The 20,633-nt window shown below is 70.5% G+C and carries 15 protein-coding genes and 1 tRNA gene; 2 read left to right on the top strand and 14 right to left on the bottom strand.

Annotation, left to right across the window (positions count from 1 at the left end; all coding sequences use genetic code 11):
• Window positions 1-101 precede the first annotated feature (101 nt).
• Complete coding sequence (locus tag ACH4KB_RS08280; RefSeq protein WP_398064870.1) at window positions 102-542, bottom strand: hypothetical protein; 441 nt, start codon at window positions 540-542, stop codon at window positions 102-104.
• 126 nt (window positions 543-668) lie between these two features.
• Entirely contained in the window at window positions 669-875 is a 207-nt protein-coding gene (locus ACH4KB_RS08275; protein WP_161279411.1) for an AlpA family transcriptional regulator, read from the bottom strand.
• A gap of 123 nt (window positions 876-998) precedes the next feature.
• Here ACH4KB_RS08275 and ACH4KB_RS08270 point away from each other — a divergent pair, with 123 nt between their 5' ends.
• Together ACH4KB_RS08270 and ACH4KB_RS08265 are read left to right on the top strand one after the other, a co-directional pair.
• The gene (locus tag ACH4KB_RS08270; RefSeq protein ID WP_398064868.1) at window positions 999-1,694 is read left to right on the top strand and encodes a helix-turn-helix domain-containing protein; all 696 of its coding nucleotides are present in this window, start codon (window positions 999-1,001) and stop codon (window positions 1,692-1,694) included.
• Complete coding sequence (locus ACH4KB_RS08265) at window positions 1,675-2,877, top strand: tyrosine-type recombinase/integrase (RefSeq protein WP_398064866.1); 1,203 nt, start codon at window positions 1,675-1,677, stop codon at window positions 2,875-2,877. The genes ACH4KB_RS08270 and ACH4KB_RS08265 overlap by 20 nt, the downstream gene beginning before the upstream one ends.
• A gap of 94 nt (window positions 2,878-2,971) precedes the next feature.
• Here the strand turns inward: ACH4KB_RS08265 and ACH4KB_RS08260 are convergent.
• From ACH4KB_RS08260 to ACH4KB_RS08205, 12 genes are all read right to left on the bottom strand, one after another.
• Window positions 2,972-3,045, bottom strand: a tRNA-Thr gene (locus ACH4KB_RS08260).
• A 124-nt stretch (window positions 3,046-3,169) separates the two neighbouring features.
• Entirely contained in the window at window positions 3,170-4,699 is a 1,530-nt protein-coding gene (locus ACH4KB_RS08255; RefSeq protein WP_398064864.1) for an alpha/beta hydrolase, read from the bottom strand.
• A 79-nt stretch (window positions 4,700-4,778) separates the two neighbouring features.
• Window positions 4,779-5,984, bottom strand: coding sequence for a DNA polymerase III subunit delta' (locus ACH4KB_RS08250; protein WP_398064862.1), 1,206 nt, complete (start codon window positions 5,982-5,984; stop codon window positions 4,779-4,781).
• A gap of 236 nt (window positions 5,985-6,220) precedes the next feature.
• A complete protein-coding gene (gene tmk, locus ACH4KB_RS08245) occupies window positions 6,221-9,586 on the bottom strand; it encodes a dTMP kinase (RefSeq protein WP_398064860.1) in 3,366 nt (1,121 codons plus the stop codon).
• 270 nt (window positions 9,587-9,856) lie between these two features.
• A complete protein-coding gene (gene topA, locus ACH4KB_RS08240; RefSeq protein ID WP_398064858.1) occupies window positions 9,857-12,766 on the bottom strand; it encodes a type I DNA topoisomerase in 2,910 nt (969 codons plus the stop codon).
• Window positions 12,767-13,047: 281 nt separating this feature from the next.
• Window positions 13,048-13,245: a hypothetical protein gene (locus ACH4KB_RS08235; RefSeq protein WP_398064856.1), complete on the bottom strand. Its 198-nt coding sequence runs from the start codon at window positions 13,243-13,245 to the stop codon at window positions 13,048-13,050.
• 461 nt (window positions 13,246-13,706) lie between these two features.
• On the bottom strand, window positions 13,707-13,850 hold the full coding sequence (locus ACH4KB_RS08230; protein WP_398064854.1) for a hypothetical protein: 144 nt from the start codon (window positions 13,848-13,850) through the stop codon (window positions 13,707-13,709).
• A 12-nt stretch (window positions 13,851-13,862) separates the two neighbouring features.
• The gene (locus ACH4KB_RS08225) at window positions 13,863-15,389 is read right to left on the bottom strand and encodes a methyltransferase (RefSeq protein WP_398064852.1); all 1,527 of its coding nucleotides are present in this window, start codon (window positions 15,387-15,389) and stop codon (window positions 13,863-13,865) included.
• 78 nt (window positions 15,390-15,467) lie between these two features.
• Complete coding sequence (locus tag ACH4KB_RS08220; RefSeq protein ID WP_398064849.1) at window positions 15,468-16,154, bottom strand: small secreted protein; 687 nt, start codon at window positions 16,152-16,154, stop codon at window positions 15,468-15,470.
• Between the two features lie 422 nt (window positions 16,155-16,576).
• A complete protein-coding gene (locus tag ACH4KB_RS08215) occupies window positions 16,577-19,006 on the bottom strand; it encodes a sodium-translocating pyrophosphatase (protein WP_398064846.1) in 2,430 nt (809 codons plus the stop codon).
• 553 nt (window positions 19,007-19,559) lie between these two features.
• Window positions 19,560-20,030, bottom strand: a complete 471-nt coding sequence (locus ACH4KB_RS08210; protein WP_398064844.1) for an ATP-binding protein — start codon at window positions 20,028-20,030, stop codon at window positions 19,560-19,562.
• Between the two features lie 199 nt (window positions 20,031-20,229).
• The gene (locus ACH4KB_RS08205) at window positions 20,230-20,583 is read right to left on the bottom strand and encodes an STAS domain-containing protein (RefSeq protein ID WP_003967428.1); all 354 of its coding nucleotides are present in this window, start codon (window positions 20,581-20,583) and stop codon (window positions 20,230-20,232) included.
• Window positions 20,584-20,633: the final 50 nt, after the last annotated feature.

Raw genomic sequence — 20,633 nt, 5'->3', positions numbered from 1 at the left:
GTGGTGTCCGTTCGCGAGAGCGAGACGGGGCGGGGAACGTCTCGCGACGGGGATGGGGCGTGGTGGCCCGGCCTCGGTTGTGGGGGCCGGGCCGGGGCACGTCAGTTGCTCTCGTGCTGGGCGATGGCGAGCCGGTACCGGAGCAGTTCCAGTTCCTTCAGGAGCCGGTCGATGGAGTCGCCGAGGAACCCGTCGATGACGGTGTCTTCGTCGATGGGTGCCGCGTTCATCAGGGCTTCGTGGATGAGCGGCAGGTCGTCGGGCTCCAGGTAGGTGCCGCTGGTGCCGAGCGCGTCGTGTTCGTGGGCGCGGCGTTCCTCGTTGAGCTTGAGGAAGTAGGCGGTGCAGAGGTCCTTGACGGCGGCGCGCTGCTCGTTGTCCGGGAGGCTGAGCCAGGCGTCGAAGACGAGGGTGTCGGCCCAGCTGGTCTTGCCTTCGCGGCGAGCCTTGGAGGTGGCGGCGTCGACGGCGCGGCGGAGCGCTCCGCAGTTGGTGAAGGTGAAGCTGATGCCGTCGAAGTCGTCCAGCGGTTGTGTCACCATGGGTGGGTAGTCCTTTCGTTGGAGCCCCGGTCGCTGGCGAGCGATGAGCCGGGGCTTCGGCGTGTACGGGGCTGACGGCCCTTGCCTGCCGGTGTTCGAGCACCGGTGACCTGGTGGGGGCCGTTTCTATGCGGCGCCGTCGGCCGTGTTGACGGTCTGGGCGTTCAGCCATGCCTCGATGACGCTGCGCCGGTACCTGATGCGTCCGGAGCGGCCGGGGCTGGTCTTGATGTAGTCGGGCCCGATGCCCATCCACCGCCAGTTGGCGAGGGTCTGAGCGGTGAAGCCGTACTCGGCGTGGACTCGCTTCGGCTCAAGGAGCTCATCAGCCATCACGTTTTCCCTACTCCAGTCATGCGGATTTGCATTGCCTAATGTTAGAGTTAGGCCATGAGCCAGAGACTAGCACCACCTAGGCAGACACTGAAGCGGGTCAAGCCGCATAAACTGGTCCGCATGACTGATGAGCAGAAGAAGCGCGGGCCGGCCGCTACTCAGATCGCCGCCACTGGCGAAGAGGTGAAGAGGAACGTCGCCCGACTGCGCAAGGCGCGGGGCTGGACCACGTATGAACTGGCCCAACGCATGGGCGCAGCGGGTCGCCCGATCCCTCAGTCAGGGATCTCTCGCGTCGAGTCGGGTGGTCGTCGGGTCGACGCTGATGACCTCGCAGCCTTCGCCGTGGTCTTCGGCGTGTCACCCGCGGCGCTTCTGCTTCCGCTCAAGGACTCGCCGCGGGATCGGGTGGGCATCACCGGCGCCGGCGTCGTTCCGGCTGACGTGGCATGGGCATGGGCCAGCAACCGACGCCCGCTCAAAACGCCGTCGACCGAGACTCGCACCGCAGAGATGCAGTACGCCTTGGCGTCGCTGCCCCCAGACGCTCGCGAAGCCCGACAGCACCCCGCCGGGCGGGCGATCGAGGCCGCTCACGATGACGTGACCCGGCTTGTCGTCTACGCCGGCTGGTCCGTCGAGGGTGGTAGCGATCAGGAGTTCGCTGACCTGCTGGACCAGGCCCGCACGTCTCTGGATCGGGCACGGGTCGAGGTGGATCGCATCGCTGTCGAGCGCAACGAGCTGTCGATGCTCCGTGACGGTGTCGGGTCTAAGGCTGGGGAGGGTGGCGGCGATGGCCCGAGTATGGATTGAGGACCGGGAGAACCACGCCGACTACCTGGAGGCGATGGAGAAGTGGCAGGACGCGAAGCGGAACGGCAGTAAGCGCCGGCCACCGGGCAGGTGGCGGGTCCGCTGGTACGGGCCGGACGGCAAGGGCAAGGCGGCCACGTTCGGGAAGCTCCCGCAGGCCGAGGCCGAGATGCACGCCATCACTGCCCGTCTCGACAAGGGGTCCTACCGGGACCCGAAGTCGGGGAAGGCCGCGACGAAGATCGTGGCCGAGGAGTGGTTCACCTCGAAACGCAAGGTTGGCCGGACCACCCGCCGGGACTACCGGGATCTCCTCGACAACTACGTCATCCCGAAGTGGGGTGACTGGCAGGTCGCCGCGATTCAGTGGGAGGACGTGTCCGCGTGGCTGACCGAGCTGGAGACGAAGCCCGGCAAGGCAGGGAAGATCCTCGGGGCGGCCCGGATCATCAAGGCGTACCGGGTGCTGTCCATGGTGATGAAGCACGCCGTGTTCTCGAAGCGGATCAGCACGAGCCCGTGCCACGACCACGAACTCCCCCGGCCGGACGATGAGGACGAGCATGTCTACCTCACCTACGACCAGCTGGAGCGCCTGGCCCTAGCGGCGGGCGACTACCGGTTGATGATCCTGACGCTGGGGTACAGCGGGATCCGGTGGGCCGAAGCGTCCGCCATCAAGACGGGCCGGCTGCTGGTCCCCAAGCGGCGCATCCGGATCGTCCAGAACTTCACCGACGTGGGCGGGGTGCTGGAGCTCGGCCCGGTGAAGAATCACGAGAAGCGTTCGGTTCCGATCCCCCGGTCGTTCGCTGACGAGCTGGGCACCCTCGCGCGCGGCAAGGGGCAGGGCGACCTGCTGTTCACGGCTCCGGAGGGCGGGCCGCTGCGTTACAACAACTTCCGCAACCGGGTCTTCGATCCGGCGGTGAAGGAAGCCGGGCTCGGCGGCATGGGCATCACGCCCCACAAGCTCCGGCATACCGCGGCGTCGCTCGCCATCGCGGCCGGCGCCGACGTGAAGGTCATCCAGCTGATGCTGGGGCACAAGGACGCGTCGATGACGCTGAACATCTACGGGCATCTGTTCCCGGATCGCCTCGACGAGGTCGCGGACGCCCTCGACGCGGGCCGACTCGTCGCACTGGCGATGAAGGATGCGTCGGTCACGGTCGAGGCCTAGGCGAAGTAGCACGTACAAAATGCGTACTGGCCCCCGACGGTGATCTTGTCGGGGGCCAGTCGCGTACCGCGTCTGATCTGCGGTTTCCTAGCTGAGCCGCCTTCGGGATTCGAACCCGAGACCTACGCATTACGAGTGCGTTGCTCTGGCCAACTGAGCTAAGGCGGCGCGCCCTGTCGCACCATGGTGCGATCAGCAGCGGGGCCAAGTCTACACAGTTTCCGGGGGTGCTCCGCACACGGCGTCCTCGGAGGCGTTTGCGCTGGTCAGGGCGGGTCGGAGGGGCGGGGGGTCAGGTGCACTTCTTGCCGTCGGTGGGCGGCGTGCCCTCCAGGAGGTACGTGTTGATCGCCGTGTCGATGCAGTCGCTCCCCCGGCCGTAGGCAGTGTGGCCGTCGCCCTCGTAGGTGAGCAGGGTGCCGGAGGAGAGCTGCTCGGCCAGGGCTTCGGACCACTTGTACGGGGTGGCCGGGTCGCGGGTGGTGCCGACGACCACGATCGGGTCGGCGCCCTTCGCCTCGGTGCGGTGCGGGGTGCCCGTGGCATCGGTGGGCCAGGAGGCGCAGTTCAGGGAGGCCCAGGCGAAGCCGCGCCCGAAGACCGGGGAGGCCTTCTCGAAGTCCGGGACCGCCTTCTCGACCGCGTCGGGGCCGTCGAAGGCGGGCGGCAGGTCGAGGCAGTTCACGGCGGCGTTGGCGAACATCAGGTTCGCGTACTTCCCGTTCGGCCCGCGCTCGTAGTAGCCGTCGGCCAAGGACAGGAGGCCGGAGCCGTCGCTGCGCTGCGCGCCCGCCAGCGCCTCGCGGAGCTGCGGCCAGGCCGCCTCGTCGTACATGGCGGCGATCACGCCGGTGGTGGCCAGGGACTCGCTCAGCTCGCGGTCGTCGCCGGTCGGGATCGGCTTGGCGTCCAGGTCCTTGAAGAGCTGCTTCAGCGCCTTCGCCGCGTCGGCGGTGGACGTGGTGCCGAGCGGGCAGTCCGGCTGCTCGACGCAGTCGGCGGCGAAGGACTGGAAGGCCCCCTCGAAGCCCGCCGTCTGGTCGCGGTTCATGTCGATGGCCTTCAGGGAGGGGTCCATCGCCCCGTCCAGGACGAGGCGGCCGGCCCGCTCCGGGAAGAGGTCCGCGTAGGTGGCGCCCAGGAAGGTGCCGTACGACGCCCCGACGTAGCTCAGCTTCTCGTCGCCGAGCAGGGCCCGCAGGACGTCCATGTCGCGGGCCGTGTCGACGGTGGAGACGTACGGGAGGATCTCGCCGCTCCGCTTCTCGCAGCCCGCCGCGAACTTCTCGAAGGACGCGCTCAGCTTCTTGACCTCCGCCGCGTCGTCGGGCGTCTGGTCGACCTGGGTGTAGGCGTCCATCTCCGGCCCCGTGAGGCACTCGACGGGTTCGCTGCGGGCCACGCCGCGCGGGTCGATCGCGACCATGTCGTAGCGGGCCCTCACCTGGGCCGGATAGCCGAGGGCCGCGTACCCCTGGAGATAGCCGATCGCGGAGCCGCCGGGGCCGCCCGGATTCACCAGGAGGGAGCCGATCCGCTTGCCCGGTCCTGTGGCCTTCTTGCGGGAGACGGCGAGGTCGATATCGCCGCCATCCGGCTTGTCGTAGTCCTTCGGCGCCTTCATCGTCGCGCACTCGAACCCCTCCACCCCGCAGTCGCGCCAGCTCAGCTTCTGCGCGTAGTACGACGACAGCCCCTCGGGGGCCGCCGTGCCGGTGGCCGAAGCGCTCGGCGACGAGCCGCTGCCACTGCAGCCGGAGATGAGGAGGCCGGCAGTGCCGATCCCGAGGGCGAAGGTGCGGAGCAGCCGCCTGGTATCCATTCAGGGAGCGTATCCGCCGGGTGACGAGTCGTCCGATTCCCTACTCATTCGGGTGAACAGGGACCAGGCGTGGAAGCCTTCAGCCCGCCCGCAGCGCCATCGTCATCGCCTCCACCGCGAGCAGCGGCGCCACGTTGCGGTCCATCGCCTCGCGGCAGGCGATCACCGACTCGATCCTGCGCAGGGTCTGCGCGGGCGTCGAGGACTCCGCGATCCGGTCGAGGGAGTCCTGCACATCGACGTTGGCGATCGCCAGCTTCGAACCGAGCTGGATCGCCAGCACATCGCGGTAGAACCCGGTGAGCTCGGTCAGCGCCAGATCGAGGCTGTCCCGCTGCGTACGCGTCTTGCGGCGCTTCTGCTTGTCCTCCAGCTCCTTCATCGCCCCCGCCGTACCGCGCGGCATCCGGCCCCCGGCCACCCCGCCGAGCGCCGCCTTGAGGTCCTCGGTCTCCTTCACATCGACCTCCTCCGCCAGCTGCTTGGCGTCGTCGGTGGCCGTGTCGATCAGCTCCTGGGCCGCCTTGAGGCACCCCCCGACGTCGGCGACCCGCAGCGGAACCTTCAGCACCGCCGCCCGCCGCGCCCGCGCCCGCTCGTCCGTCGCGAGACGGCGGGCCCGGCCGATGTGCCCCTGGGTGGCGCGCGCCGCGGAGTGCGCCCGCTCGGGGTCGACGCCGTCGCGGCGGATCAGGACGTCGGCCACCGCCTCCACCGGCGGGGTGCTCAGGGTGAGGTGCCGGCAACGGGAACGGATCGTGGGCAGGACGTCTTCGAGCGAGGGGGCGCAGAGCATCCAGACCGTGCGCGGCGCGGGCTCCTCGACGGCCTTCAGCAGGACGTTGCCCGCGCCCTCGGTGAGGCGGTCCGCGTCCTCCATCACGATGACCTGCCAGCGGCCGACCGCCGGGGAGAGCTGGGCACGCCGGACCAGGTCGCGGGTCTCCTTCACGCCGATGGAGAGGAGGTCCGTACGGATGATCTGGACGTCGGCGTGCGTGCCGATCAGGCTGGTGTGGCAGCCGTCGCAGAAACCGCAGCCGGGAGCGCCGCCCAGCGCCCGGTCCGGGCTCGTGCACTGGAGCGCGGCGGCGAAGGCCCGGGCCGCCGTGGACCGGCCGGAGCCGGGCGGTCCGGTGAACAGCCAGGCGTGCGTCATCTTCGAGCCCTGGTCCAGCGGCTTGCCGTCGGACACGGCGGTGACCAGGGCGTCGGCGTCCTTGGCGGCGGCGGCGAGCTGTTCCTGCACGCGGATCTGTCCGACCAGGTCGTCCCATACGGTCATGGGTCACCGCCCTTCCGGTGGTGTCGTGCCGTGCTGTGGTGTGGTGTGGCGCAGCGGTGGCGTTGGCGTTGAGCGTTCAGCGTCGTTCTGCGGGACGTCTGCGGGCGGTACGCGGGAGGGGCGCGGTGCGCTGTCCGTCTCGCCGCTCTCCATTGTGGGGGACGCCACTGACAGTCCGGCCCGCCCGCCCCCGGAGGGACGGACGGGCCGGGACTTCAGCGTCGGCGCCGGGGGTGTCAGCCGCGCGGGCGACGTCCCCGGCCCGCGGGGCCGTCGTCCTCGTGGCCCCCGAGCAGCTCGTCCGCCAGGGTCGGCAGATCGTCCAGCGGAGTCTCCTCCGCCCAGTCCGGGCGGGGGCGCTTGCGGCGGCCCTGCTGCCGGTCGGGCGTCTCTCCGGCGTTCGGGTCCTCGACCTGCGGCAGTTCCCGGGTGCGCTCGTTCTCGCTCTCCGCGGGCGAGGTCGCCTGGTTCTCGTCCCGGAAGAACCCCTGGGGCACCCGGTCGGAGGGCCGATCAGCGGAGACCGGCGGCAGCACGGCCGTCTCGTCCGCGTCCCGGGCCTGTCGCCGGTCCGCCGGCCGCTGGTCCACCGGCTGGTCCTCCGGCCGCCGGTCCGAGAAGCGCGGCAGCATCGCCGTCTCGTCGTCCCCGGAAGCGGGTCCTGAACGTGCACCCGTACCCATACCCGTACCGGATCCGGAAGGACGGTCGTCGTCCTCCGGCCGAACCGCCGGGACCGGCTGCGTGATCTCGTTCGGGTTCACGATGGGTGTGGGCACCGTGAGCTCGTTCTCCGGAACGGACGGGCCTTCCGACCACGAGGGCGACGACGACCGCGAGGACGTCTCCGTACGGGAGTCACGGGAGTCACGGGAGTCACGGGAGTTACGGGAGTCTCGGAAGTCACCGGAGTCACCGGAGTCACCGGAGTCTCGGAAGTCACGGGAGTCACGGGACGCCCGCGCCTCCTCCGCCCGCTGGGCCTCCGCCCGCTCGGCCTCGGCGCGCGCCGCCTCCGTACGGGCTGCGGCTTCGGCCTCCGCCCGGCGGCGGGCCTCCTCCGCGCGCATCAGGGCCTCTTCGGCCCTGCGCTGCTTCTCCAGCCGCTGCGCCTCGGCCTCCTTGCGGAGTCGGGCCTCCTCCTCGGCCTGCTTGCGCAGGCGTTCCTGCTCGGCCTCGCGGACCCGCTCCTCGGCCTCCAGCCGGAGCCGGTCCTCCTCGGCGCGGCGGCGGGCCTCCTCGGCGCGCTGCCTGGCCTCCTCCGCCTGGCGCTCGGCCTCGCGGCGGCGGGCCTCCTCCAGCTCGCGCTGCTTGCGCTCCTCCTCCTCGGCGCGCAGCCGGGCGAGCTGCTCCTGGCGCTCCTTCTCCAGGCGCTCCTCCTCGGCCTTGCGGGCGGCCTCTTCCTCCGCCTTGCGCCGGGCCTCCTCGATGGCCTGGCGGCGCGCCTCCTCGATGGCCTCGATCTCGGCCTCGGAGAGCGGGAGGAGTTGGTCGAGCCGGTGACGTACGACGGTGGTGATCGACTCCGGCTCCTGGCCGGCGTCCACCACCAGATAGCGGGTCGGATCGGCGGCGGCCAGGGTCAGGAACCCGGACCGCACCCGCTCGTGGAATTCGGCCGGCTCCGACTCCAGCCGGTCCGGCGCCTCGGTGAACCGCTCCCGCGCGGTCGCCGGGTCGACGTCGAGCAGCACCGTCAGGTGCGGTACGAGGCCACTCGTCGCCCACCGCGAGATCCGGGCGATCTCGGTCGGGGCCAGGTCCCGGCCGGCGCCCTGGTAGGCGACGGAGGAGTCGATGTAACGGTCGGAGATGACGATCGCGCCGCGCTCCAGCGCCGGGCGGACGACGGAGTCGACGTGCTCGGCGCGGTCGGCGGCGTACAGCAGGGCCTCGGCCCGGTTGGACAGGCCGGCGGAGGACACGTCGAGCAGGATCGACCGCAGCCGCTTGCCGACCGGGGTCGCCCCGGGCTCGCGGGTCACGACGACCTCGTGGCCCTTGGACCGGATCCAGTCGGCGAGCGCCTCGACCTGAGTGGACTTGCCCGCTCCGTCGCCGCCCTCCAGGACGAGGAAGAAGCCGGTGGCCGCGGGTGCGACCGCCGGGTCGCCGCCGCGCAGCGCCTCGCGCAGGTCCCGGCGCAGCGGCACGCCCGCCCGGTCGTCCGTCTTGGCGAGGACGAGGGCGGCGACGGGCAACAGCAGCGCGCCGAGCAGCATCAGGGTGAACGCGGCCCCGCCGTGGGCGAAGACGAAGTCGCCGGCGACCAGGCGGTGCCGCCCGATCGCGGCGGCCAGCAGGGGGCCCGCGACCACGCCGAGCGCGACGAGCACCCGGACGACGGCCTGGAGGTGCTCGGTGGTCCGGGCCTGCCGGAACGCCTCGGTCTCCTGGTCGATCAGGGTGTGCCCGGTGTTCGCGGCGACCCCGGCGGCGTAACCGGCGAGCAGGGCGATGGCGATCCCGGTCGCGGTGTCCGGCACCAGGCCGAGCGCGAGGAGCGCGAGGCCGGTGACCATGACGGCCAGCGCCAGCAGACGGCGGCGCGACAGGGTGGGCAGCACATGGCGCGCGGTGCGGATGCCGAGAGCGGTGCCACCGGTCAGTCCGAGGACCAGCAGCGCGAACGTCGCGGGCCCGCCCCCGAGGTCGTGGGCGTGCAGTACGGAGACGGCGGCGGCCGCGGCCGCGGCTCCGGCGAGGGCCGCGCAGACCGCGACCAGCAGGGGGACCGCGCCGGTGCGGCCCTTGTCGGGTCCGTTGCCGGTGGCGGGGCGGCGCAGCCCCTCCAGCGGGGAGCGCGGCCGGGGCGTCTGCGTGGCCGGGAACCGAAGGAAGTACAGGGTGGAGATGGAGGCCGAGAAGAACCCGGCCGCTACGTAGGACCCCAGGGCCGCCTGGTGGAAGGAGAACCACTCCAGGCCCGACCCGAGGAGGTTGCCGACCAGCGTGGCGGCCAGCAGGACCAGCGCGGCGGCGGGCACGGCGAGGAAGTTCGTACGCAGCGAAAGGCGGCGCAGGGCGTCGAGGTGGTCGGGCAGGGGGCGTACGGCCGCGCCTTCGAGGGGCGGGGCGGGCAGCAGCGCCGGGGCGGCGCTGTCCTTGGCCACGGCCCACAGGCGCTCACCGGCGCCGGTCACGAAGACGGTGATGAGGATCATCATGAGCGCCTTGTCGGGCGTCCAGTCGATCCACAGCGGGGCGACGACCAGGAGCGCCAGGCGCAACCCGTCCACCCCGATCATCAGCCATCGCCGGTCCAGCTTTCCGCCGGGCCCCGTGAGGGACGTCAAGGGCCCCAGGAGTACGGCTCCGAAGAACAGGGTGGAAAGGATCCGGGCACCGAAGACGGCGGCGACGGCGAAGGCCGCCCCGCGGTATCCGGTACCGAATGAGCCCTCAAGGACCGCCGCTTGCAGCGACAGCAGCACCAGCACGAGAAGGGCGAGTGCATCGCCGATACCGCCGACGAGCTGGGCGCTCCACAACCGCTTCAGCGGGGGAATACGCAACAGGGCCCGTACGGCGCGCTCGCGTGAGTCTGCGGCAAGTGTGTCGGAGGTGGGGCTCACGACCGTTGGCTGCTCGGCTCGCGTCATCCGCCCAGCCTATCGGCAGCGGTGCGGTGAACGTCGGCCCGTCCGAACATATGGACGCAGACAACTTCAGGCCATGGTGCGCGAGACCCTCTTGCGCACCGCCGCCGCCGCCGGCCCCCTTGCGCACCACCACCCCGCACGCCGACGCACCACCGCCCGGCACCTGGATCACAGGGATCGAGGTACCGGGCGGCTGGATACGATCCGCGCGACGGCGAGGTCAGCCGTCCGACGGGGCGGCGCGGTCAGTCGTCCGACGCGACTGCGCGGTCAGTCGTCCGACGGGGCGGAGGCGGAGGAGGAGGCCGAAGCCGTCTTCTTCGCCGTCGCCGTCGTCTTCTTGGCAGCCGTCTTGGCAGTCGTCGCCTTCTTGGCCGTCGTCGTCTTCTTCGCCGCGGTCTTCTTGGCGGCCGTGGTCTTGGTGGTGGCCGTCGTCTTCTTCGCGGCCGTCTTCTTGGCCGTCGCCTTCTTCGCCGGGGCCTTCTTGGCCGTCTTCTTCTTCGCGGGCCCCTTGGCGCGCTTCTCGGCGAGCAGCTCGTAGCCGCGTTCCGGCGTGATGTCCTCGACGCTGTCGTCGGTCCGCAGCGTCGCGTTGGTCTCGCCGTCCGTGACGTACGCGCCGAAGCGGCCGTCCTTCACCACGACCGGCGCACCGCTGACCGGGTCGGTGCCCAGCTCCTTGAGCGGCGGCTTGGCAGCGGCCCGACCGCGCTGCTTGGGCTGGGCGTAGATCGCGAGGGCCTCTTCGAGGGTGATGTCGAAGAGCTGGTCCTCGGAGGTCAACGACCGTGAGTCGGTGCCCTTCTTCAGATACGGGCCGTAGCGGCCGTTCTGCGCGGTGATCTCGACGCCCTCGGCGTCCTCGCCGACGACGCGCGGCAGCGACATCAGCTTGAGGGCGTCGGCGAGGGTGACCGTGTCCAGGGACATGGACTTGAAGAGGGAGGCGGTCCGCGGCTTCACCGCGTTCTTGCCGGTCTTCGGCGTCCCCTCGGGCAGCACCTCGGTGACGTACGGGCCGTAGCGGCCGTCCTTGGCGATGATCTGGTTGCCGCTGACCGGGTCGGCGCCCAGCTCGAAGTCGCCGCTGGGCTTCGCCAGCAGCTCCTCGGCGAGCTCGACGGTCAGCTCGTCGGGTGCCAGGTCCTCGGGGACGTCGGCCCGCTGGTGGCCCTCGGCGTCCTTCTCGCCCCGCTCGATGTACGGACCGTAGCGGCCGACGCGGAGCTTGATGTCGTTGCCGACCGGGAAGGAGGAAATCTCCCGGGCGTCGATCGCGCCGAGGTCGGTGACCAGTGCCTTCAGGCCGCCGAGGTGGTCGCCGTCGCCGTTGCCCGCGTCGGAGGCCGCGCCGACTCCCGCGATGTCGTCACCGGGCTGGGCGCCGAAGTAGAAGCGCTTGAGCCACGGCACGGACTGGGCCTCGCCCCGCGAGATGCGGTCGAGGTCGTCCTCCATACGGGCGGTGAAGTCGTAGTCGACGAGCCGGCCGAAGTGCTTCTCCAGCAGGTTGACCACGGCGAAGGACAGGAAGGACGGGACGAGCGCCGTGCCCTTCTTGAAGACGTAGCCGCGGTCGAGAATGGTCCCGATGATCGAGGCGTACGTCGACGGGCGGCCGATCTCGCGCTCTTCCAGCTCCTTGACCAGCGAGGCCTCGGTGTAACGGGCCGGGGGCTTGGTGGCGTGCCCGTCGACCGTGACCTCCTCGGCGGACAGCGCGTCGCCCTCGGCCACCTGCGGCAGCCGGCGCTCGCGGTCGTCCAGCTCGGCGTTCGGGTCGTCGGCACCCTCGACGTACGCCTTCATGAAGCCGTGGAAGGTGATCGTCTTGCCCGAGGCGGAGAACTCGGCGTCCCGGCCGTCGCTCGCCCGGCCGCCGATCTTTACGGTGACGGAGTTGCCGGTCGCGTCCTTCATCTGGGAGGCGACGGTCCGCTTCCAGATCAGCTCGTAGAGCCGGAACTGGTCGCCGGTGAGGCCGGTCTCGGCGGGGGTGCGGAAGCGGTCGCCTGAGGGGCGGATCGCCTCGTGCGCCTCCTGCGCGTTCTTGACCTTCCCGGCGTACGTACGCGGCTTCTCGGGGAGGTAGTTCGCCCCGTACAACTGCGTGACCTGGGCCCGGGCCGCGGAGATCGCGGTGTCCGAGAGGGTCGTGGAGTCCGTACGCATATAGGTGATGAAGCCGTTCTCGTACAGCTTCTGCGCCACCTGCATGGTCGCCTTCGCTCCGAAGCCCAGCTTGCGGCTCGCCTCCTGCTGGAGGGTCGTGGTCCGGAAGGGCGCGTACGGAGAGCGGCGGTACGGCTTCGACTCGACGGACCGGACCGCGAAGGAGGAGTCGGCGAGCGCGGCGGCCAGGGCGCGGGCGTTCGTCTCGTCCAGGTGCAGGGTCTGGGCGGAGCCGGCCTTCAGCTGCCCGTCCGGGCCGAAATCGCGGCCCTGGGCGATCCGGCGGCCGTCGACCGCGCTGAGGCGGGCGGTGAGAGTCGAGGGGTCGGAGGCGTCACCGGTGCGGCCGGTGGCGAACTTTCCGGTCAGGTCCCAGTACTCGGCGGAGCGGAAGGCGATGCGCTCGCGCTCCCGCTCGACGACGAGCCGGGTGGCGACCGACTGGACGCGGCCCGCCGAGAGCTTCGGCATGACCTTCTTCCACAGGACCGGCGAGACCTCGTAGCCGTAGAGGCGGTCGAGGATGCGGCGGGTCTCCTGGGCGTCGACCATGCGCTGGTTGAGCTCGCGCGGGTTGGCGACGGCGGCCCGGATCGCGTCCTTGGTGATCTCGTGGAAGACCATCCGGTGGACCGGGACCTTGGGCCTGAGCACTTCCTGGAGGTGCCACGCGATGGCTTCGCCCTCGCGGTCCTCATCGGTGGCGAGAAAGAGCTCGTCGGATTCGGCCAGCAGCTGCTTGAGCTTCCTGACCTGGGCCTTCTTGTCGGCGTTGACGACATAGATGGGCTGGAAGTCGTGTTCGACGTCCACCCCGAGGCGGCGTACCTCGCCGGTGTACTCGTCCGGGACCTCGGCCGCGCCGTTCGGGAGGTCGCGGATGTGCCCGACGCTCGCCTCGACGACGTATCCGGGGCCGAGATAGCCCTTGATCGTCTTCGCCTTGGCAGGCGACTCGACGATGACGAGTCGGCGGCCGCCCTGTGCGGTCTCGCTGGTCGGGGACAACTTCGCTCTTCTCTCCGGTCGACACTCGATGGGCATCCGGGCAGCATCATGACGCTGCCCGCGGTGCTGTCGCTGCGGAGTGTGACGGTACAACCCGCCCCCGTGTCAAACGGCAAAAGCCCGCAACGGCCACTCGAACGGTAACCCGACTTCCGCCATTCCTGCCGCCCGGACCGCCGGGTCCGCGCCGCACGGCGGCTTGGCCAGTGCCTTTTCGGAGGTGGTCGCGGTGTCCGCCGGGCAACCTGTCGGCCCGGGCGCCGCACTGCCGGGGGCGGGGATCAGACGAGCGTGAAGCACCACACGCCGAGGCCGAGGAAGACTACGCCGAAGAGCGTCGTGAGTGCGGTGGAGGCGACGGGGCTCACACCGTGCGCGACCGGCGCGCGATGCAGGGCTCGCGCCCCTGTCCAGACCAGGAGGGCGGCGCCGAACAGCGCCAGGGCCGTACCGGCGAAGACTGCTGAGACGCTCTCCATGTCGTACTCCTGGACCGTCGTGGCGAACCACCCGGGGCGGGCCGGCCGGTCCCGGAGCCGGACCTCCGCGGCCCGGCACGGGGAGGTTGTCACCCCGGGGCATCGACCACACGAACCCCGGGTGAACAGCACTCCCCCGCCGACCAGCGGAACCCCATCGGCCGCGTACGAATCGCATACGGACCGGACTCGAACCGGACTCGGGCCGGACTCGGGCCGGACTCGGGCCGGGTTCGAACCGGACTCGGGCGGGATGCGGGTGGGATTCGTACCGGACTCGGGCCGGACTCGGGCGGGATGCGTACCGGACTCGGACCGGCCCTTTACGGCACAGCGATCGTTCGACCGGAACGCACGGCCCGGTCGCGCCGGAGAGCGCGCGCAGCAGGAACACACTGGTGACAAGGGCGGCACCGCCCCACCGGCGAGCCCTCCCGCCCCGTACCGGAAGGCGGCCGCGGTCACTGTCCTACGGACACGGCCTCCAGCTCACACCGTCGTACGGAGACGACCTCCGGTTCGCCGGCCGCCGCACCCTCGGCGCCCTCGACACACTCCGCGCTCGCCGCGCCCTCCAGGCACTCCGCGCTCGCCGAGGCCCTCACGCACCCCGCGTCCTACTGGCCTCGCGGAACGACGCCGGGCGCCGGTTCCAGGAAGCCCTCCTCGACCAGCAACCGGATCGCCTGCGGGGTGCGGTCGCGCAGGAGCACCGGGTCCTCCGCCATCAACTGCGCGATGGCGTCCAGGATCCGCCCGGCGGGCAGCGAGCCGTCGCACACGCCCGCGAACCCGGCGGCCACCGCGTCGACCTTGGTCGCCCGCATCATGCCGTGGTGCTGACGCAGCACCACATGCTCGGGATCCTCCGCACCCGGCAGGCCGACCTGCTCCTGCACGACCTCGGCGGCGAGGACGAAGTGCCCCGCGAGCAGCGCCGCGTCGTCCTGGTCGCGGAGGTAGTCCTGGCGGGCGAAGTGCTCCTGGACGGCCTGCCCGAGCGGCTGCCGCACCGCGTGCGGCCACTCCTCGATCACGATCGAGGGGTTCCCGGCCTCCGCCGCGGCGGATCTACGCAGGGTGATCCAGCCGAACCCCACGGCCGTGGCGCCCCGCGCCTCGAACTCGTCGAGCCACGCCTCGTACCGCTCGGTGTACTCGGCGGGGTCGCTGCGGTGGTCGCCGCTGTCCCGCAGCCACAGCTCGGCGTACTGCGTGACGTCCTGGACCTCGCGCTGGACGATCCAGGCATCACAGCCGTACGGCACCCAGGAGCGCAGCCTGTCCTGCCATTCCTCGCCCTCCACGTGCTGCCAGTTGGCGAGGAACTGGGCGTAGCCCCCCTCGTTCAGATGGGCCCCGGACTGCTGCACCAGCGCCCGGCACAGGTCGTCGCCGCCCATGCCGCCGTCCCGATAGGTGAGGCGGGCGCCGGGCGAGATGACGAAGGGCGGGTTGGAGACGATCAGGTCGAACGTGTCGGAGCCCACCGGTTCGAAGAGGGAGCCCTCGCGCAGGTCGGCGGGGGCGGCGCCGGACAGGGCGAGGGTGAGCCGGGTGAACTCCAGGGCACGGGGGTTGACGTCGGTGGCGGTGACCCGGCTCGCGTGCTGGGCGGCGTGCAGCGCCTGGATGCCGGAGCCCGTACCGAGGTCGAGGGCCGAGGCGACCGGCGTCCGGACGGTGATCCCGGCGAGGGTGGTGGAGGCCCCCCCGACCCCGAGGACGACGCCCTCCTCGCGCGAGCCGATCCCTCCCGCACCACCGACCGCGCATCCGAGGTCGGACACGATGAACCAGTCCTCGCCGTCCGGCCCCCCGTACGGCCTTACGTCGACGCCCGCACGGACCGTCCCGTCGGCGTGGCTCACCCAGCCGTCCTCGACGCACTCGGCGAGAGGCAGGGCGGCACGTACCTGCTCCTCGGCGACGGGACGCTGCAGCAGGAACAGCCGCACCAGCGTGTCGAGCGGGGTGTCACCCCGGGTGGCCCGCAGGGCGGGGACCGTCTCGCTGCGGGCGAGGGCGGCATAGGCGGGCGCGCCGAGGCGTTCGAGGAGCCCGTCCGCGGTGAAGTCCGCGGCGAGCAGGGCCTCACGGAGGGCGGCGGCGTGGTCGGGTGCGGGAAGGCTGCTCTTACTCACCCACCCATTGTGTCCGCTCCCACCGACAACGGCAGCGGCCCGGGCACCCACCGGGTGTCCGGGCCGCAAGAACGGCGCTCAGCCCTTCTTCTCCGCGGAGTCCTTGTCAGCGGAGTCCTTCTCCGTCGAGTCCTTCTCCGTCGAGTCGTTCTTGTCTGTGTCCGTGCCCGCCGGGGACACGTCGGAGCCGGCCGCCGCAGAGCCGGAGGGGCCGGTCGAGGCAGTCGGCTTCTGGCAGCCCTTCTGCTTCGACATCGCGACGCCGACCTCACCGGACTGAAGCTTCTTCAGAGCCTGGTCACCGCTGGTGCTGATCTTGTTCAGCTCGTCGGCGATGCCCTTCAGCCCGTCGGCGAACTTCGCCTGGTCCTTGGTGTCGAGCGCGTCGACCTCGGTCTTGAGGTCGGCGTACGCCTTGGAGGAGGCGTTGAGCTCCTTGACCGCTTCCTTCTGCGTGGTCTCGCCGTCCTCGACCGGCGGCGGACCGGCCGAGTCCACGGCGGTGCCCAGCGCCTTGTACGCCTGGGAGATCTGCTGGAAGGCGGCCGAGTCCGTCTTCTGGACGTCCGCGGGCTTGCTGTTGTCCGCGGTCTGCTGCTGGATGGAGGCGTTGGCGTTGGCGATCTTCTGCAGTTGCGGCTGAACCTGGTCGCAGACCTTCTTGGCCCAGTCGTTGACCTTGTTGTCGCTGTCGTCGCTGCAGCCCGACAGCGTCAGTACGAGTACCGCACCGCCGGACAGTGCGGCTGCAAGCTTCTTGTTCACCGGATTGGTCCCTTCCAAGGCTCTCGGCCCCGGAACTTACACGCCGAGGGGACGACAGCCGGGTGCCGGTCATCCGGTGTGCATGCTTTTGAAGCCATTTGCACCAAGGGAAATGAGGGAGATGCCACTCACCTCAAGAATCGGACGCACGATCGGCCGCTCATCCGAAAGGCTGCTCCCGATCATCGGCTCCATCGCCCCCTCGACACGGACACGAACACAGACACAGACACAGACACAGACGACACCGGACGGAAACGGAAGGGACGTGAGAAGGGACGTGGGAGGGGCAGCGGGCGGCAGAGAAGAAGCGGGACGTAACAGAGGCGGGGCGGACGACGCGTCAGCACCCGCTGTCCGCCCCCCTCTTGACCACACGTCACACAGAGGCGCGCGCCCGGCACGCTCTCGCTACGCAAGGCTCATGGGGCCGCCGCTGGGTCCGACGCGGGGACCGACGGACCACCGTCTCCCGAGGCGTCGTCGTCGCCCACGGCGATGCCGCGCCGCTTGGAGACGTAGACCGCGACGACGATGATCCCAATGGCGACGACCGCCACCAGCGCCCGCACCCAGGGGTTGGTGTCCGCTCCGTAGCTGAATTGCACGATCGCCGGAGCGATGAGCAGCGCGACCAGGTTCATCACCTTGAGCAGCGGGTTGATCGCCGGACCCGCCGTGTCCTTGAACGGGTCGCCGACCGTGTCGCCGATGACGGTCGCGGCATGGGCCTCGCTGCCCTTCCCGCCATGGTGGCCGTCCTCGACGAGTTTCTTGGCGTTGTCCCAGGCGCCTCCGGAGTTGGCGAGGAACACGGCCATCAGCGTGCCCGTGGCGATCGCGCCGGCGAGGTACGAGCCGAGGGCGCCGACGCCGAGGGTGAAGCCGACCGCGATCGGCGCCAGGACCGCGAGCAGCCCCGGTGTGGCCAGTTCACGCAGGGCGTCGCGCGTGCAGATGTCGACGACGCGCCCGTACTCGGGCTTCTCCGAGTAGTCCATGATCCCGGGGTGCTCGCGGAACTGCCGCCTGACCTCGTAGACCACGGCCCCGGCGGACCGGGAGACGGCGTTGATGGCCAGCCCGGAGAACAGGAAGACGACCGCGGCGCCCAGGATCAGGCCGACGAGGTTGTTGGGCTGCGAGATGTCCAGGCTCAGCCCCAACTCACCCGCCCCGGCCCCGACCTCGTCCACCGCGGTGGCGATGGCGTCGCGGTAGGACCCGAAGAGCGCCGCCGCAGCGAGTACGGCGGTGGCGATGGCGATGCCTTTGGTGATGGCTTTGGTCGTGTTGCCGACCGCGTCCAGGTCGGTGAGGACCTGGGCGCCGGCCCCCGTGACGTCCCCGGACATCTCGGCGATGCCCTGAGCGTTGTCCGAGACCGGTCCGAAGGTGTCCATGGCCACGATGACGCCCACCGTGGTGAGGAGCCCCGTCCCGGCGAGCGCGACCGCGAAGAGAGCCAGCATGATCGACGTACCGCCCAGCAGGAACGCCCCGTAGACGCCCAGGCTGATCAGCAGCGCGGTGTACACGGCCGATTCCAGGCCGATGGAGATGCCGGCCAGCACCACGGTGGCCGGGCCGGTGAGCGAGGATTTCCCGATGTCCCGGACCGGGCGGCGATTGGTCTCGGTGAAGTAGCCGGTGAGCTGCTGGATGAGCGCGGCCAGGACGATGCCGATGGCCACCGCGACCAGGGCGAAGATCCGCGGATCGCCACCGTGCCCGGCGATCGCCTCGTCGGAGACCCCGTCCAGCTCGGCGTACGAGGAGGGCAGATAGGTGAAGGCGGCGACGGCCACCAGGGCGAGCGAGACCACCGCGGAGATGAAGAAGCCGCGGTTGATCGCGGTCATGCCGCTGCGGTCGGCGCGACGCGGGGCCACCGCGAAGATCCCGATCATCGCGGTGACGACGCCGATCGCCGGCACCATCAGGGGGAAGGCGAGACCGGAGTCGCCGAACGCGGCCGTACCGAGGATGAGCGCCGCGACGAGCGTCACGGCGTACGACTCGAAGAGGTCGGCGGCCATGCCCGCGCAGTCACCGACGTTGTCGCCCACGTTGTCGGCGATGGTGGCGGCGTTGCGCGGATCGTCCTCCGGAATGCCCTGCTCCACCTTGCCCACCAGGTCGGCCCCGACATCCGCGGCCTTGGTGAAGATCCCGCCGCCAACCCTCATGAACATGGCGATCAGCGCCGCGCCGAGACCGAACCCCTCCAGCACCTTGGGCGCGTCGGCGGCATAGACGAGCACCACGCAGGAGGCCCCGAGCAGGCCGAGTCCCACCGTGATCATTCCGACCACGCCACCGGTACGGAAAGCGATCTTCATCGCTTTGTGCGAGACGGCGGTGAGATCCTTTTCCGGCTCGCCTTCCGCCGGCGTCGCCTCACGGGCGGCTGCGGCCACCCGCACATTGCTCCGCACGGCGAGCCGCATGCCGATGTATCCGGTCGCCGCGGAGAAAAGCGCACCCACCAGGAAGAAGAGGGAACGCCCCGCGCGCTGCGACCAGTTGTCGGCCGGCAACAGGAACAAGAGGAAGAACACGACGATGGAGAAGACACCGACCGTGCGCAGTTGTCGGGACAGATAGGCGTTCGCGCCCTCCTGGACCGCCGCGGCGATCTCCTTCATGCGTTCGGTGCCCTCGCCGGCCGCCAGGACCTGGCGTACGAGCAGCTGGGCGACGATCAGCGCGGCGACGGCGACGACCGCCACCACGACGACGATCAGCCGGTTGCCGTCGGTGAGTACCGCCGCCGCGAGGGAGACGGGTCGGTCGGAAAGTGCGGATTCTTGCGTCAGTGCTGCCATTGGGGTGGTGAAGAACTCCGCCATACGTCCTCCTTGACGCTCAGCGCTCAAGTCGTGGACGGATTGTAGGGAGCGGGACCTGATCAAAACAGTGGGCGGGAGGAGAATTGATCGCTCTCCCCCCAACGCCCAAAGATCAGCCGAGAGATTCTCCTCGAATGCAGTAATGAGGCAGGCGCATTACGCGAGGGACATCAAGAAAAAAAGGCCCTGATCAGCAGGGCCTGGAAAAACGAAACATCACCCGCGCGGCTCAACGCCCACGATCCTCGACGCGCGGGACCGGAAGCCGGATCTCAGCACCTCAGCACATCAGCGCCTCAGCACATCAGCGCCTCGACACCTCAGCACCTCAGCACCTCGGCACCTGGAATCACGCAGAGGCGCAGGAACGGCGCCACGGGCACGAACAGTGCCGGGGCACGGAGCACGGGCCACGGAGCACGGGCCACAGACCGCGCAATCACGGGCACACGCGAGCAACGTGTGCGAGCACAGAGGCAGGCGCAGGTTCGGGCGCGGGTAAGGAACCCCTCAGACGCGGGTACAAGGGCCCCTCAGGCGCGGGCACAGGCCCTCAGGGGCGCACCGCGGCGTCGGCCGTCGGCCAGCTCATGCGGATCACTCCGCCGGCCGCACCGGAGCGAACCTCGACGTCGTCGACGAGACCACTGATGACCGCAAGGCCCATCTCGTCCTCGCCCTCGCCGTCCATCTCGGGAACGGGCCGGTCCGGTCCCGCTCCGGAGGCACCGGAACCGGTGCGCGCCCCGGACGAGGCGGGATCCCCGCCGGGGCCGGGAACACTGTCCCCGACCTCGATGGAGAACGTCTTCTCCTCCTCGGTCAACGCGACGCTGACCGGCTCGGTGATGCCGTGACTGCGATGCAGCCCGACCGCGCGGCTGCACGCCTCCCCGACGGCGAGCCTGACCTCGTCGAGCACCGCCTCGTCGACACCGGCCCTGCGCGCCACGGCGGCCGCCACCAGGCGGGCCGTCCTGACATGTTCAGGCTGGGCGCTGAAGCGGAGTTCAACGGTGGCCATGACATCCCCCTCGAACGTTCGGGCGTACGCCTCAGAGGCCCCGGGCACATCGCCCGGCACCCCTGCTCTCCTCCTCCGGAAGCCGACAAAGCCGACAGCCGACCCAAGGGTCGGCCGCCTGCCCGTCACGGCCCACGCGCTGCCGCTGCCGGCCTGTTCACTACCTGCCGACCGACCCGGGGGCCGGTCCGCTCCGACCTCAGTCGGTGGCGGCGACAGCCTCGTCGACCGTGGTGTGAATCGGGAACACCTTGGTCAGACCCGTGATCCGGAAGATCTTGAGAATGCGCTCCTGGTTGCAGACCAGGCGCAACGAGCCCTCATGGGCCCGGACACGCTTCAAGCCGCCCACGAGCACGCCGAGGCCGGTGGAGTCGAGGAAATCGACGCCTTCCATGTCGACAACCAAGTGGTAGCTGCCGTCATTCACCAACTCGACCAACTGCTCGCGCAGCTTGGGCGCGGTATACACATCAATCTCGCCACCGACCTCGACGACCGTACGGTCGCCACCAGGCCCGGACACATTGCGAGTCGACAGGGACAGGTCCACGGATCCTCCAGCACCTTGCTATCGAGCGGTCGCCCCTCGGTCTCCCCGAC

This window comes from Streptomyces sp. NPDC017520 (genome assembly GCF_044329855.1).
In the GTDB taxonomy this organism is placed as follows: Bacteria; Actinomycetota; Actinomycetes; order Streptomycetales; family Streptomycetaceae; genus Streptomyces.
The sequence above is the reverse complement of the archived record's forward strand: the minus strand, read 5'-3'. Positions and strand labels throughout refer to the sequence as shown.

What these genes read in the sequence shown, in the direction of transcription:
- ACH4KB_RS08235 (WP_398064856.1), bottom strand. Translation starts at nt 13,245, where the DNA reads ATGGAGAGCGTCTCAGCAGTCTTCGCCGGTACGGCCCTGGCGCTGTTC.
- tmk (WP_398064860.1), bottom strand. Translation starts at nt 9,586, where the DNA reads ATGACGCGAGCCGAGCAGCCAACGGTCGTGAGCCCCACCTCCGACACA.
- ACH4KB_RS08210 (WP_398064844.1), bottom strand. Translation starts at nt 20,030, where the DNA reads ATGGCCACCGTTGAACTCCGCTTCAGCGCCCAGCCTGAACATGTCAGG.
- ACH4KB_RS08270 (WP_398064868.1), top strand. Translation starts at nt 999, where the DNA reads ATGACTGATGAGCAGAAGAAGCGCGGGCCGGCCGCTACTCAGATCGCC.
- ACH4KB_RS08250 (WP_398064862.1), bottom strand. Translation starts at nt 5,984, where the DNA reads ATGACCGTATGGGACGACCTGGTCGGACAGATCCGCGTGCAGGAACAG.
- ACH4KB_RS08275 (WP_161279411.1), bottom strand. Translation starts at nt 875, where the DNA reads ATGGCTGATGAGCTCCTTGAGCCGAAGCGAGTCCACGCCGAGTACGGC.
- ACH4KB_RS08265 (WP_398064866.1), top strand. Translation starts at nt 1,675, where the DNA reads ATGGCCCGAGTATGGATTGAGGACCGGGAGAACCACGCCGACTACCTG.
- ACH4KB_RS08215 (WP_398064846.1), bottom strand. Translation starts at nt 19,006, where the DNA reads ATGGCGGAGTTCTTCACCACCCCAATGGCAGCACTGACGCAAGAATCC.
- ACH4KB_RS08280 (WP_398064870.1), bottom strand. Translation starts at nt 542, where the DNA reads ATGGTGACACAACCGCTGGACGACTTCGACGGCATCAGCTTCACCTTC.
- ACH4KB_RS08255 (WP_398064864.1), bottom strand. Translation starts at nt 4,699, where the DNA reads ATGGATACCAGGCGGCTGCTCCGCACCTTCGCCCTCGGGATCGGCACT.